12 protein-coding genes and 1 pseudogene are annotated in these 15,237 nt (G+C 37.8%); 10 read left to right on the forward strand and 3 right to left on the reverse strand.

Annotated features, from left to right (window positions below):
- Window positions 1–196 precede the first annotated feature (196 nt).
- Together ACFO3G_RS05980 and ACFO3G_RS05985 are read right to left on the reverse strand one after the other, a co-directional pair.
- Window positions 197–343: a hypothetical protein gene (locus tag ACFO3G_RS05980; RefSeq protein ID WP_380078932.1), complete on the reverse strand. Its 147-nt coding sequence runs from the start codon at window positions 341–343 to the stop codon at window positions 197–199.
- 16 nt (window positions 344–359) lie between these two features.
- Window positions 360–752, reverse strand: coding sequence for an Ig-like domain-containing protein (locus tag ACFO3G_RS05985; RefSeq protein ID WP_380078934.1), 393 nt, complete (start codon window positions 750–752; stop codon window positions 360–362).
- A 489-nt stretch (window positions 753–1,241) separates the two neighbouring features.
- Between ACFO3G_RS05985 and ACFO3G_RS05990 the strand changes: the two are divergent.
- The 7 genes and pseudogenes from ACFO3G_RS05990 to ACFO3G_RS06020 all read left to right on the forward strand — a co-directional run.
- Window positions 1,242–1,450 (forward strand): annotated as a pseudogene (locus ACFO3G_RS05990) (IS30 family transposase); the annotation flags it as partial.
- 49 nt (window positions 1,451–1,499) lie between these two features.
- Entirely contained in the window at window positions 1,500–2,864 is a 1,365-nt protein-coding gene (locus ACFO3G_RS05995; protein WP_380078936.1) for a hypothetical protein, read from the forward strand.
- Window positions 2,845–3,936, forward strand: a complete 1,092-nt coding sequence (locus ACFO3G_RS06000; protein WP_380078938.1) for a trypsin-like peptidase domain-containing protein — start codon at window positions 2,845–2,847, stop codon at window positions 3,934–3,936. The genes ACFO3G_RS05995 and ACFO3G_RS06000 overlap by 20 nt, the downstream gene beginning before the upstream one ends.
- Window positions 3,937–4,089: 153 nt before the next feature.
- Window positions 4,090–5,487, forward strand: coding sequence for a sodium:proton antiporter NhaD (gene nhaD, locus ACFO3G_RS06005; RefSeq protein WP_380078940.1), 1,398 nt, complete (start codon window positions 4,090–4,092; stop codon window positions 5,485–5,487).
- Window positions 5,488–6,220: 733 nt separating this feature from the next.
- Entirely contained in the window at window positions 6,221–8,920 is a 2,700-nt protein-coding gene (locus tag ACFO3G_RS06010) for a calcium-translocating P-type ATPase, PMCA-type (protein ID WP_380078942.1), read from the forward strand.
- On the forward strand, window positions 8,917–9,420 hold the full coding sequence (locus ACFO3G_RS06015; protein WP_380078944.1) for a hypothetical protein: 504 nt from the start codon (window positions 8,917–8,919) through the stop codon (window positions 9,418–9,420). Before ACFO3G_RS06010 ends, ACFO3G_RS06015 begins: the two co-directional genes overlap by 4 nt.
- A 232-nt stretch (window positions 9,421–9,652) precedes the next feature.
- Window positions 9,653–10,306, forward strand: coding sequence for an HdeD family acid-resistance protein (locus ACFO3G_RS06020; RefSeq protein ID WP_380078946.1), 654 nt, complete (start codon window positions 9,653–9,655; stop codon window positions 10,304–10,306).
- A gap of 482 nt (window positions 10,307–10,788) precedes the next feature.
- Here ACFO3G_RS06020 and ACFO3G_RS06025 read toward each other — a convergent pair whose 3' ends face one another.
- On the reverse strand, window positions 10,789–11,058 hold the full coding sequence (locus ACFO3G_RS06025) for a hypothetical protein (protein ID WP_380078948.1): 270 nt from the start codon (window positions 11,056–11,058) through the stop codon (window positions 10,789–10,791).
- A 341-nt stretch (window positions 11,059–11,399) separates the two neighbouring features.
- Between ACFO3G_RS06025 and ACFO3G_RS06030 the strand changes: the two genes are divergently transcribed.
- From ACFO3G_RS06030 to ACFO3G_RS06040, 3 genes are all read left to right on the forward strand, one after another.
- Window positions 11,400–12,515, forward strand: coding sequence for a lipid II:glycine glycyltransferase FemX (locus ACFO3G_RS06030; protein ID WP_380078950.1), 1,116 nt, complete (start codon window positions 11,400–11,402; stop codon window positions 12,513–12,515).
- A gap of 537 nt (window positions 12,516–13,052) precedes the next feature.
- Window positions 13,053–13,772, forward strand: coding sequence for a DUF134 domain-containing protein (locus ACFO3G_RS06035; RefSeq protein ID WP_380078952.1), 720 nt, complete (start codon window positions 13,053–13,055; stop codon window positions 13,770–13,772).
- A gap of 170 nt (window positions 13,773–13,942) precedes the next feature.
- Window positions 13,943–14,644 (forward strand): MBL fold metallo-hydrolase, encoded by a 702-nt coding sequence (locus ACFO3G_RS06040; RefSeq protein WP_417389916.1) that lies wholly within the window; start codon window positions 13,943–13,945, stop codon window positions 14,642–14,644.
- The last annotated feature ends 593 nt before the right edge of the window (window positions 14,645–15,237 follow it).

Genomic DNA, 15,237 nt, shown 5'->3' on the forward strand with positions numbered 1-15,237 from the left:
AGACAATTCGAAATAATTTCTTTAATTTGTACTTGTGTAAGGTTCATGCTTTTTATCGTTTTTTAGTTTGTAATTTCAAAGATAATAGTCTTGGGTCTTACACACTTTTTTGGGACAGTATCCTTCTCAATTCTACTCTAAGCATTTGTTGTCATCTGTTTTTCATATTAAGTCTATACATTGCTCTCAGCTTTTCTCAGACAGGTCCGGCTTGAGGCTTTGAAATGGGCATCAAAAACACCCTGAAGTAATCATTGGAAACCATTGTCCCAAAGAGGGCATTTTGTTTTTTGAGCAGTCCGTACAATAGTCCGGGCAAACTTGCAGAAAATGCCTTTCTCAACCAGCACCTTTATTAACTATTGGACAGTAACCTTACATTCATCAAACAGTCTGCTTCCGTCTCGTTTCTTGACCGTAATAACAGCTTCGCCACAAGAAAGAGCTTCGATATTTCCTTTATCATCAACAGTTACTACTTTATCGTTATCAGATGAACAGGAAAGACGAGGTATGGCATCACTTGGTATATAAAAAACACAAAGTTGTGCCTTCTCTCCAATGGTTAAAGCAATATTTCTCTCAATAAAATTGACTTTTGAAGTCAGGGGGATGCTATAAATATTCCGGAATTTAGACCATCCTTTAGCTCCTTTATAAGCCTCGACCGAGCCATTCGGTACAAATAAATTTACATCGCATATTACATCACTTTCAAAACAATTAATTGGCGGTTCTGGATTATAGACCATTACAGAATCTAACGAATCGCACCTCGAGAAGCAACCCTCTTCCAGACTGAAACAATGATTAGCAGATCGAACTGCATCCGAGATGATTGAACAATTCCTTTTTCAGTGGACTGTAGCTATTCATGAAGAAGGAATTGTCGTGAATCGTCCAATAACTACCTAAGATAAAGGTAGCATTCACGGATACACTTTTATGTGAAAAAGTAATATTTGTTAAATCAGATAGATTATTGGGAGCATTAGCAGATTGATTGGCAGGCGAACTTAATCGAAAAAGACGAAACCAATATGAAACTTATCGAAGATGCATAAAATATTGTGGAAATAGCTCTGGCATCCATTTGGAGAAACATATATGCCGGTTTGTATTACTTAAGAGTCTCGGCAAATGAAGGAAATGCAACGATTAAAGAAATTACGTTGATAGGCAAATTCTTTCTGCTGACAACAGAAAAGAATTTAGTTTTTTAAGAAGAAAATTCAAGTAAATTAAAAGCTTTTGTTTACTTTGCAAGACCATACCATTCAGGGGAAAGAGGTGCAAATAAAATACGAATGGATTGATTAGGCAATACTTCCCAAAAGGTACGGATTTTAGAAATATAACCCGGGAACATGTAATGTGCGTTCAGAACATCTTGAACTATAGACTGAGGAATAGATTTGGGTTTATGTTTCCAAAAAATATAAATCATTAACTAACAAAGAATTTGATGCTGTTGCATTATCATCTTGAATTTAGCAGATATGAAGCAAGCGTTTCCTTTTATTCCGACTGTTAGGGCCTCTATGGCAAGTATGCTACGACATGATTTGGTTTCTATTTTTACCGAACAATATGAGAATGGAGACAAACTTGAGGCTTTTCACACTTTGCTCGATTTCTTTAATGAAGATATTCGGAAGAAATATGGCAATGAAGAGGGTACAGAGTTTTGTATCCCTCATGGTTCTGTTTTTCTTCACATAAAGATCGCTGATGATATGTTTTACCTTTGGGTAGACTTTCTTCATCTTCCTCATAACGGTCGAGTTGCTTTTTTGCGTGAACTTATGAATGTAAATATCGAGGATCTCAATCTTGCCCGTATCAAGAAGGAGGGAGATCTTCTTAAGATTGAATATCATTGTTCATTTGCTCAGACCCATCCGAGTAAGTTGTTCCGCTTAATTGGTAACATCTGTACTTTCGCTGATACTCATGATGATGAGTATTGCTCTAAGTTTGGGGCTAAGCCGTGTGTTTCACCCAAAGTTACTCCATATTCTAAGGCCGATATGAACAGAATAGTGGAAGGAATAAAATGTATCGGTGAAATAACCATTACCGAAGTCAAACTTAATGCTGACAACCGGTCTTATGGAATAGCTTGGAATGTGTTGGCCTCTTCTCTGTATCAGATTTACTATTTTTTACAGCCTCAGGGGAAATTACAGTTTGATTACATAGAAGAGTTGGAACGTTTTGACGACGACGATGATGATCGTCCTATCGAAGAGGTTGTCAATGGAGGTTTGCTATTTCTTAAAAGACTAATGTCGATGACCGAAGATGAGCTCTCCAAGCATTTGTATCATGTAGAAAAAATAGTTTCACTAAATACCGGCTCTTCCTTAAGTAGTGTTCAAGAGCGTATGAATAGCATTTATGAAGAGGTGACAGCCGCTGTTCAGGTTGAAGATTATAAGAGGTGCTATATTCGCATTAGATATTCTTTTTATGAGTCTCTGTATTATTTCGACATGCAGGATGATATTTATTCTATCATCGTTGAGGCTTTAGAAAAATCATCTTCCAAAACATTTAAGGAAGCCTCAACAATTTTGTATGCTGCCATGAAACGAATTATTTCGGGGAAACTTAGTGATGTAGATGTACCTAATGATCATACCTCTTTGCATACAGGGAGTAAGGGCCATTTGCAAGCAAATAATTCTAAGGGGGGTGAGTGTAAAGAAGCTGAATTGATAAAGCTTAAGGAATTGGTAGTTAAATCAATTGACGATAGAAATCTTGTTGATTACATATCGGTCAGTAAGCAAATTGAGCTGGCATTGTTAGATATATTCTTAGAAAGAAAGGAGAATAAGAATGGACAAGAAACTTTATGATATTGTTTTGAAGGTTTCTCATGCAAGTGGATCGGGAAGCTGTTTCTACTATAGAGATAAGGATATTTTTGTTACCAACTACCATGTTGTTGCAGGTTTTAAAAGTGTTGCTCTCCTTGATCGAGACGAAAATTCTTATCTGGCCAAAGTTGTTTTAGTCAATCCTTGCATCGATTTGGCTATACTGGCATCTGAGAAAGATTTTTCGTATTTGCCATCTGTTGATCTTGCTTTAGATGATTCATTGGGGATAGGGGATAAGGTCTTTGTTGCCGGATATCCTTATGGAATGCCCTTTACTGTTACAGAAGGCACCGTCTCAGCTCCCAAACAATTGATGGATGGCAAGTATTATACTCAGACTGATGCAGCCGTTAATCCCGGTAATTCGGGGGGTCCCATCTTTAATGAAGCGGGGGATATTGTCGGTGTGACAGTCAGTAAGTTTACCAATGCGGATAATATGGGATTTGCTGTTCCCATAGATTCTTTGCGAAAGGTGATCGAAAGCTATGAAGATATCAATCGCGATAAGTTTCATTTTCAATGCGACAGCTGTGGTGAGCTAATAGAGAATAAATGTTCTTTTTGTCCCAATTGCGGAGAGAAAATCGATGATGAGATTTTTGATGACGAAGAGCTTTCCGACTTGAGTGTCTTTTGTGAAGATACTCTTAGGCAAATGAATATTAACCCCATCATTGCAAGAGATGGATACGAACACTGGACTTTCCATCGGGGGATGACTCAAATCAGACTTTTTGCTTATGATTCGGTACATCTTTTTGCTGTCTCACCTATTGGTGTTTTGCCCAAGAAGGGTGTAGAATCCATATTGGATTTTTTGCTGTCGGAAGATATGTTTCCTTTTAAATGTGGACTTGATGGCAGTGATATTCTCTTTGTATATAGAATACATCTTACGGATCTTACCGATGACACTGCACCGGAAATAAGAAGAAATATTATTGATTTTGTTTCTAAAGCCGTATCCTTGAGCGAGCTGCTTGAGGGGCAATTTGGGTGTGAAAAGTCCAAATATTCTAAAAAAGAAGATGCTTTGAACCGATAGGGTATTGAAGTATGTAATGGCTTCTATTCGTGGTGTTTGTAGAGAAGTGTCTTACACAAATTGATTGGCATACAGCTTTTTGTGTTGCCCTTTCTTGTGTGTTTTATGATTAACTTCGTATCATTGATAGTATAACTTTTTTATAATATTGTTATGACCACAACATTTTTACTGATGCCCATCATTTTCATTTTGGGTATTTTGGCAATTGCTTTCGAAGATAAAATAGGGGTTAATAAGAGTGTGACGGCCCTTATTATGTGTCTGTCTATGTGGACAATCTTACTTTTGGATCATAGTATAGGCCTCGGAAGTCCCGAATTTGTGCAGTATATGACGCATCATGCTGAGCTTTCGGATACATCTCCACTGAATCAAGTGCAGCATTTTATGTCTGATAAATTGCAGAATCATTTGGGTGATGTCTCCGGGACTCTGTTCTTTATTCTTAGTTCCATGCTGTTGGTTTATGTGGTAGACCACTATGGTGGGTTCAAAGCTATTACCAATACATTGGCTACCGTAGACAAGAGAAAACTATTGTGGAGAGTAGCTATTGCCTCGTTCTTTTTCTCAGCTCTTTTAGACAACTTGGCTGCTGCTATTGTGATTATAGCAATCTTACAAAAATTGGTGCCTAATCGTACAGATCGTCTTAAATATGCCTGTATGTGCATTATTGCCTGCAATGCCGGAGGTTCATGGTCTCCTATCGGTGACGTTACCACTTTGCTTCTTTGGACAAATGGTAGGATTACTCCTCTTCATCAGGTAATGCATGTCTTTTTGCCGGCATTTGTAAATCTAATGGTTCCTCTGTCCATTGCTCACTTTTGGCTCTTCAAGAAGGGTGCAAAATTGAGAGAGCCTTCTGTCTGTGATCATGATAAATTTGAGAACATTGTGAAAGATCGTGATCGTAAGGTTATTTTCTGGATAGGAATGTTGGCTCTTCTTATGATACCTGTTTGGCAGTCTTTGTTCGAACTACCTGCTTTTATGGGAGCTCTTGGAGGAGTTGCTTTTATTTGGTTCTATACAGAGATTATGTTTAGGAAGCAGAATAAGTTGTTGAAGCATTCTTATGATATGCGTGTTGACAAGCTAATGCACCATACAGACTTAGCTACCATATTTTATTTCTTGGGGATATTGATGGCTGTAGCAGCACTGGAGACCGGAGGTCAGCTTGCGATTGCTTCTGATGCTGTGTCGATTGCCATTCCGGATAAATCTCTTTTGGCTCTCTCTATTGGTGGTATGTCATCTATCTTGGACAATGTCGCACTTGTTGCGGCTGTAATGGGAATGTTTCATGTCGATGTCAATGCGATGTCTCCTTTTGTAATGGATGGTAGCTTTTGGACCTTTCTTGCCTATTGTGCCGTTACGGGTGGCAGCCTTCTTATTATTGGTTCGGCTACAGGTGTTACAGTCATGGGCATGGAGAAAATTAGTTTTGGGTATTATCTCAAAAGATTCTCCATATTGGCCCTCTTGGGGTACTTGGCAGGTGCAGGCAGTTTTTATTTATTAGAAATGTTATACTAACATATTGAGTAAGCAGATAAAGAAGCTGTTTTGAATTTATCGAAAAGATATTCAAAACAGCTTCTTTATTTTATAATCCATCCTTTATCCAAAAATGTCGATAGAACATCGGAGTATCACATACATTCAAATATTCAAAGTCCTTTTTCCCTTTATCACATCTCACCAAAATGGTGGAGAAATTTAGTAGATAAGAATCATTTTATAAGCTTATAAAGCTATGATATATAATGCATTAAGAGTAATAATCTCTAATGACGGTCATTAGAATCTGCCATCTAACGACAAATCTGGGTTTATTGAGAATGTCGCGTGGGGTTATTGACACAGATTTGTGGCCAACTTGGGTGGATTAGTAAAAAGTTAGATGTGCAATATGCGATATTGAACGTAATATGTTTGTTTGGATGACCAATCCAAATACTCTAATTAGCAAAGTAATTCGTCATTGTTTAATAGCTTTTATTGAGTTTTGTCAATGAGTTGCTATGTGTTTAGAAGGATAATCTCTTCTATACTTCGAAGCAATTGTTAACTTTGTCATGTGTAGGTTTTATCCCAAATCTACCTTTAGAAAGAGGTCGTATTTAAGAAGTTGTTTGGAGCCAAAGAGGTGTGGCAAGGTGCCATGGGACGGAAGATCTCTTTTAAGCGTAAATCGGGTGAAGCTTATCAAAATGGTCTAATGACCTTTTTGTTTATTCGTCAATAGCTAATTCGAAACATATTATTCATGCATAAACATAGGTATGTAGGGCTCGATTCAGACGCTGTTTTGAAGAGTCGTAAAGAATTTGGAAATAATATACTGACTATAAAGAAGAGAGATTCTATATGGCTTAAACTGTTTGCCAAATTTGCTGACCCATTGATCATTGTATTACTTATTGCAGCGTTGCTTTCGGCCCTAATTTCTTGCTATGAATATTGGCATTTGCATTCATCTGTATCAATCTTTATTGAACCTCTGGGTATTTTATTCGCTGTCCTGCTTGCTACGGGACTTTCTTTTTTGTTTGAACTTAAGGCTGAGAAAGAATTTGATATTCTCAATCAAGTAAATGATGATGAGGCTTATGAAGTTATTCGAGAGGGTAGTGTACAACAAGTCCCCAAAAAAGATATTGTCGTAGGTGATATTGTTATCATTGAGGCCGGTTGTGAAATCCCGGCAGACGGTGTTTTATTGGAATCTGTCCATTTGATTGTAGACGAGTCTTCCCTTACCGGCGAGTCCTCTTGTCGCAAAACTGTAGATCATGCTCAATTTGATAAAAATGCCACTTATGCCTCTAATATGGTATTTAGAGGAACAAAGGTTTTGGTAGGCCATGCTATTTATACCGTGCAGACAGTGGGTGATGCCACCGAGAATGGCAAGGTTTTCGAATCAACTCAGATAGACAATTCGACCAAGACACCTCTCAATGAACAACTGTTTAAGTTAAGTGCATTTATTACCAAGATGAGCTATATCATTGCTCTGATTATCATTGCTTCCAGGTGTATTAGATTTTTTACTGATGCCGGAGATAATTGGACTTTGATCGAATTTGTGACCTATTTTCTTCGCAGCTTAATGCTGTCCGTGACAGTTGTTGTGGTTGCTGTCCCGGAAGGCCTTCCTATGGCAGTAACACTGTGCCTTGCATATAGCATGCGAAGAATGATCAAATCAAACAATCTTGTCCGAAAGTTGCATGCATGCGAAACCATGGGAGCTACGAATGTAATATGCACAGATAAGACCGGTACATTGACAAAAAACCAAATGGAGGTTAGCTCGGTTGTTTTTTATGGATTGCCTCATGAACAAGATTTGAATGATTCGGAGTTTAGTTTTTATGTCAAGGAGGGGGTGTCTGTCAATTGTACTGCACAGTTGGATTTTTCGGGAGATACTCCAAGGCCATTGGGCAATCCGACAGAATCGGCTTTGTTGCTATGGCTTTTTAAGCATGGCGTTTACTATATTGATTACCGCAATGATGCAAAGGTGATCAATGAGATCCCGTTCTCTACGGAATATAAATTTATGGCTGTTGAGGTTTTGTCCGGGTGTGGAAAGCGGATCTTATACGTCAAGGGTGCTCCAGAAATTATTTATGGTATGTGTTCGCATTATCCCAATGGGTTGGATTGGTCCTCTTTCGATGCAAAGATAAAATCGTTTCAAGAGGATTCGATGAGAACATTAGCCTTTGCCTATAAGGTGTTGGATCCTCATGAAATGGCTATTGATCAAACGACTATTGTGGCAAAAGATATTCATTTTATGGGGTTTGTTGCTATCGAAGATGCTGTCCGAGAGGATGTCAAAGATGCCGTTAGAAGTTGTCGTGATGCCGGTATTGATATTAAGATTGTTACCGGAGATAATCCAATTACCACAAGAAGGGTTGCTCAAGAGATTGGACTGTGGACAGACGAAGACAACGATTTGTCCATGATGACCGGTCCTGAGTTTGAAGCTCTTTCGGATGATGAATTGATTCACCGATCAGATTCGCTCAAAGTTGTAGCTCGTGCCAAGCCGCAGGATAAAAAGAGATTGGTCGAATGTCTTATGAAAAGGGGGCATGTTGTAGCTGTTACCGGTGATGGTACCAATGATGCTCCGGCTCTCAAAGCAGCCCATGTAGGTCTATCCATGGGCTCGGGTACGGGAGTTGCCAAAGAGGCAGGTGACATTACAATCTTGGATGATTCGTTTGCTTCGATTCGCAAAGCCGTAATGTGGGGAAGATCTTTGTATCTCAATATTCAAAGGTTTCTCCTCTTCCAACTGACGGTTAATCTTGCTGCATGTTTGGTCGTGCTTATATCTTCTTTCATGGGTAGTGGTACACTACTCAATGTAACACAGATGCTTTGGGTTAATCTTATCATGGATTCTTTTGCCGCTGTTGCTTTTGCATCTATTCCACCGCAAGATAATTTGATGAAGCAGCATCCGCGTGATCGAAAACAATTTATTATTACACCCAAAATGGGTACTCTGATAGGCATTATGGGTGCTGTTTTTGCAGTTTCTCTATTAAGCTGTTACGCCTTTTTCTTGCATACAGACATCGAGCCGGGAGCTTTCTCCAATATCTTTAATTATACATGGCGCGACTTCTCCAGAGGTGAAATAACTCCTTATGAACATAGTTTGTTTTTCAATATTTTTGTGTTGTTGCAGTTTTGGAATATGCTGAATGCAAAAGCTTTCCTTTCGGGAGGTTCTGCCTTTCGTTTCAAAGGGTGTAAAGGCTTTTTATTGATATGGGCGCTCGTTTTAATTGGACAGATTGTCATTATTACATTCGGAGGAGAAGTGTTCCATGTCTGCTCTTTGAGTATAGAAGATTGGGTTATTACATTGATCCTTACATTCCCCGTAGTTGCTATAGGTGAATTGGTAAGAATTGTTCAAAAACATAGTCTATGAAAAAATGTGTGTTTGCCTCTTTGAGCCTGCTCTTTTTGATTTCATTTGTCTTGTCGTACACTTCCATCTTGGCTTTCCCCTCAAAACTTAATAAAGAAGAGAAATTAGTGACTAATTGCACCGAAAATTACATCGGTCATCTTTCTCATGTGCGCATGAGAGGCAAAGAAAAGCAGTCTCCCAAAGAAGAGGTAACGGCTACAGTGACTCGAACCGTCAGTGGGGAAATGACACTTCAAATGAGTCTGCCAAAAATAGGGAAGATGCCGGGCAGGATGAGGATCTATGTTCCACATATCAAAGTGGATCGCACCGGTTACTTCCGTCAGACCGTTAAAGATGCATTGATTATGAGAATGCTTTTTTCTCATAAGTATAATGCTGAGATAGAGGGGCGTATCGGAGACAGAAGTTTTTCATTTACTTTCAAGACCATTAAGGCAACCTATCTTGGTGTTGATGTTAGTGCTGAATTTGAATTTGTAGGTTGTTTGAAATAATAACATAAAATATATAATTTTACCATCTGTATATTTAATAAATAAGATTAAATATATACCTTTATGTAGTCTAATTTTAGACTTGAGTTTACCGTATTGAAGTACTTGAACTGATTGTATGGAGGGTATCATCTTGTTGCTATTGAACTGATCTTGTGATAATTCTTTTTATTGCGGACAAGCCGAACACCGCATTTTAAGAAGTAGGCATTATTAATTAATACGTAATATTATGTCTAATTTGTTGCAGTCGTTTAAGCAGACGCTTAAAAATTGGTATATCCCTATGATTATTGGGATTTGTTTGATTCTCTTTGGTATTTATCTGTTTACGATTCCTTTGAAAACTTATTCTGCAATTGCATTTTTGTTTGCACTTTCATTCCTTGTGTCCGGTATTCTTAGTTCTATTTTTGCTTTAAGAAACAGACAAGCCATCAATGGCTGGGGATGGTATTTGATTGATGGAATCTTTTCTTTGATTATAGGTGTATATCTGTTGGCTTATCCTAAGTTTACAATGGAGATTTTGCCATTTGTTATTGGCTTTATGCTGATGTTTAAGTCAATATTGCTGGTCGGATTTTCTTTTGATCTCAAAGATTTGAGGATAAGTAATTGGACCAATACTCTTATAGTTGGAGTTTTGGGTGTTATATTGTCCATCCTTTTATTGACACAGCCGGTTTTTACAAGCCTATCGTTGGTTCTTATAACTTCATGTTCTTTTATTTTGATTGGTATAGGCAGTGTATCATTGTCTCTAAGTCTTCGCAAGATCAAAAAAATTTCTTCCTATTTGTCGGAGGATGATGTTAGGAAAATAAGAAATATGCAACAGGAGATAGATCAAATTATAGACATTGTTAAGCATGATCGAATGTGATAAATGAATCTATCAGCATGATCAATATGTGGTGATCTATTGACTAAAACAGAGCTAAAAATATAAATAATGTAAATTTAATTAAGCCCTTTTTATGTCTATAAATGCCCTAATTTTGACCTGAAAGAGGCCGTTTTTTTCCGGAATAGTAGAAGAAGGCAAATTAATTGACTTTGTTATGTGTTAAAATATATGAATGGTACTTTTGTTTTATCTTTTGGCGGCTTAAAAAACCATTTTAGGCCGCTTTTTTTGTAAGGTCGCGCGACTTTCAATCCATTCTCGCGCTACTTTGAAGGTAAACTCGCGCGAGGTTGCACCTGAAGTAGCGCGACTTCGCATGTCAAGGTCGCGCGAGATCGAATCCAAAGTCGCGCGAGAACAGATTGCATCTCGCGCGAGCTTATTTGTTAAAATAACGCATAAAAAAGCCCGTTTTGTACTATAAAAACGGGCAAAGTCGTTAGGAAGGTCGGGTAACCCTAACCCTCGAATATATGATTTTGAGATTGAATTTGAGTTGTTTGAGCAGCTTCTTGAGTATCAATCAAGATAACGATATTTAACAAATATAGCCTTCTTGAGACGAGCTTCACAACCCTATCGGAAAGACTATTTTTTAGATTGAATTTGATGCTCGGTGAGAGAGTCATTTGTCCCACTTCAATAAGACATATCTTACGACCCCGGGTGAACGCTCCACCAAGTAAAAACTTAATCAAAAGGATTGTAAGTAATATGCTTATTTCCATGAATCTTATAAATTATCGAAGACCAAGGTAATAAAAAGAGTTCTCTTTAGCAATGATATGCCTTTTTATATGGTAGTTTAGCGATAGATGTCGTAACTTTTGTTGGAACACCAAATCACATATTGATACCGGTATTGTAAAATGTCTTATTGGTTGATAATTTGATATTTTCATGACACTTTATGTTTTTGCTTGTCTGTTGTGTTTAGTTTTAATGTTTTAAGATGTTATCCATTACTTATTGTAAGTTAGTGAATTAACATTTGATTGTATTTACTCAGTTTTATTTTTGCTTTATCATAATATCTTACTTAAGTTTGCACCCGCGAAAATTTTAAGTTATGTACCTCAAGATAGATCCCAAAAATATTGCTGATACATATAGTACTCCTATTTTGCAACAGACTTCGTTTTGGTCCGGTGTGAAAAGTCGCTTGGGTGTCGATTCATCTGCTTTTGATTTCAGTATTCGTAATAGTGAGCTTTATACCAATGTAGGTGGCTATGCACAGACGCAGGCGGATGTGGTCGTTTTTTATCAGCCTTTTAATAATGAGGATTACATTGCTTACTTGCCATATGGCCCCGAGGTAGAGCCTTCGGTCGAAAATCAAGGAGTCTTTTTGGAAGAATTTTCGGAAGAGCTGCGTCGATTTTTGCCGAAGAATTGCGTTGGTCTCAGATATGATCTCAACTGGCGTTCTCACTGGTGCGATAAAGGCGATTTTGATGAGTATGGCAATTGGATTGGATTGCCGGATATACCTTTTCAAGAGTTTCAGCTCAATTATGGTACCAACAATTGGAATCTAAAAAAGGCCTATACCAATGTATTGCCTTCCAATACTATTTTGATCGATATTTCGGGAGACGAGGATGAGATTTTGAATCGGATGAAGCCCAAGACTCGTTACAATATTAAATTGTCTATGCGTAAAGGTGTTGAAGTTCGGGAAATGGGATTGGATGCGATGGATGTTTGGTACAAATTGTATACAGAGACCGCTCTCCGAAATGGACTTACATTGAATGATATGTCATATTTCGAATCTATTCTATCTTCTAAGATTGCTTCTGATGAGGTAGATGTCAAATTGTTGGTCGCATTTTTGGATAAGAAACCTTTGGCGGCAATTTTCTTGGTGCTTTCAAGTCATAGAGCTACATACTTATATGGTGCGTCTACTGCCGAGAATAGAAATGTGATGCCGACTTATGCACTTCAGTGGGAGGCTATTAGGATAGCTAAGAAATATGATTGCATAGAATACGATATGTTTGGAGTGGCTCCAACCCCCGATCCCAATCATCCCATGCACGGGTTATATAAGTTTAAAAAGGGCTTTGGTGGAGAGATTTATCATCAGCTTGGATGTTGGGATTATCCATTCGAAGAGGATAAGTATAAGTATTTTAGGGCTATGGAGATGAATATGCAAGGGTATTATACACCTTGAAAAAATATAAGCAAGGATAAGGACAGATATCGAAGAACAAAATTGGTTTATTACAAAGTGATGATATTTTTATCCTTAACAACAATCCCGGTCTTTCACTACTATAGTTGAAGCCGGGATTTGTTTATTTGATAAGGTTATTGTTGCAACTCAAATAAATATGGCACAAAAACAAAAATAGAGGATAGAAGCTCTTTTTAATATTGATCCTTTGGAATATCTTTGTGTCGAACACAGTCGTTGCTATATGGCATACTGGATTATATTTGGATGGATAAAAGGAATTATCAATTTGTAGTTGTTCGGATTATATTCGAGGTATCTTTGTATAGATGATATGCTACGAAAGACATAAATGTTCAGAAAGATTGAGTGGGGTAGAGCTTATTGCTTTTTGCTCGTGATGAATATTTGTTCCTGGATTCTATTCTTGAGAATAATACAGGGCTTTTATGTGCAATTTGCAATAGCTAAAATTACTTGAGTTATGAACGCATGTTCAAAATAAATATGTACCTTTGTATCAATTAAAGAATTATGGCAAGACCTAAACAATGTAGATATGTCTCTTCTCCACCTATTGTTGACGGCTTCCGTCCGGTGGGTTGTTTTAGAAGAGGACTTCGTGAAACGCTTCTTACTTATGATGAGTTTGAAACGCTTCGTCTGGCAGATTATCTGGGAATGCAACAAGATGAAGCTGCCGAACAGATGAATGTTTCGAGGCCTACCTTTACCCGTATTTATGATGCAGCCAGAAAAAAGGTTGCTCACGCATTGGTGGAGGGAAGAACGCTTAATATTGATGGTGGTCATGTCACGTTTAAGTCGGTAAAAATTAAAAATGATACAATGAAAAAGATCGCTATTCCCACAGAGCAGGGAAAACTTTTTGGTCACTTTGGCCGTGCTACTCATGTAACGATTATATCTCTAGAAAACAATAAAATTGTCAGTACACAATCTTTGGAAACACCAAAGCATGAGCATGGATCACTTCCAAAATTTCTAAAAGAAAATGGTGTCTCAGATGTTATTGTCAATTCAATAGGACAAGGTGCTGTAAACTTTCTTGTTAAGTATGGAATAGAAATCCATCAAGGAGCTCCACTTGAGCCCGTAATGGATATTGTGCAACAATTCCTCGATGGGACCATTGTCTATGGAGAAGGCCAATGTAATCATCATGAGCATCATCATGAGCATGGTAAAGAAGAGGGGCATGAATGCTGCGGTAAGTGTGGCGAGCATAAATAAATCTTCGAAATAAGTCTCAACAGCCATTGTAACTTTGTAAGTTTCATAATGTTGTGAACTGCTTTATCCTTTCAGACAACAGGCCTCCTCTTCATATAAAAGAGGATACTTCCCATGTTTGTTGTACGGAGCATGGCCTTTGCATATATTTAGAGACAGCGCGCCACAAATTGCTACTCGATACAGGTGCATCGGATCTGTTTTTGAAAAATGCCGAAAGGCTGGGTGTCGACCTTTCTAAAGTTGATTATGTCTTTATTTCACATGGTCACAGAGATCATTTGGGAGGACTGGAGTTCTTTCTGAAAGTTAATAAAACTGCCAAAGTTATCATGAGTCCTGCTATATTGGGTTCAAGGTATTATTCAGAACGAAATTCGCTTCACTCAATTACTTGTGATAGCTCATTTGATAGCTTTTTAGGCCGTTTTGTACTGATTGAAGGTAATAGAGTTGTTGATTCTGATCTTCATATCATAACCCAATTTGTCCATCCATATCCAATGCCTAAAGCAAATGAGTTGCTCAAGGTTAAGAGGAATGAAGCAGATGATTTATGTCCGGATGATTTTGGTCATGAAATGGCTTTGTATATAGATGGTCTTCTTTATTTGGGATGCGCTCACAATGGCTTGTTGAATATAATGGATGCTTCACCTTTTCCATTGAATTGTGTATTGGGAGGATTTCATTTGCTTGACGGTTTTGAGACTCCACAGGAGCTGGCAGCCATAGCAGATGTTCTGAAAACAAATTATCCGAGCTGCAAGTTCATTACGGGCCATTGTACCGGGAGTGAAGCATTTCGCTTGTTAAAACAAACTCGCTGTGATATGATGTCGTTTCACAGTATGCAATATATTCATCTGTAGGATGGGGATTCTGCTCTTTTTGAGATGTTTTTGACTGCATTCGTATGACTGTAAGGTTGTTTTTAATGGGGCAACCAAAGTCCTTTGCGTTTTTCCTGAGATCGATATCGTGTGAGATCAAATAGATTTCTATGTCGTGCAAAACAAGGATTGGACCATAAGAACGTAATGTCATATAACAGTATGAGAATACTCTTACATTATTCGATCACATTTCAGTAGTTTAGATAAGGTTTTTAATTTGGTTTTTAGTTAGTTCGAGCAAAGAATCTCCATCCCGGATGAATGGAAGAGAAAATCTAAAACATATCTTTAATCAAGAGATTGTACTGCTTCAGAAGATAGCAATAACAGAATAAACCACTTATTAAAAGTTGGATATAAATCCAAGAGAGGGATGTGTCAAACAAAATGGCACATCCCTCTCTGTATTTTTTGTTTTATTGATTGTCCTTATCTATTGATTTTCATTGCTGTCCGATAAAAGTTGGAAATGACATATTAAGGATGCTCAATCGCAGAATACATGCGGTTGAGCATTTCAATTTTGAAAGATAAGCCCCCCTAATCAAAAAGTGAGGGTATTGGAGGAG

Source organism: Falsiporphyromonas endometrii, from assembly GCF_042654485.1.
GTDB classification, from domain to species: Bacteria; Bacteroidota; Bacteroidia; order Bacteroidales; family Porphyromonadaceae; genus Porphyromonas; species Porphyromonas endometrii.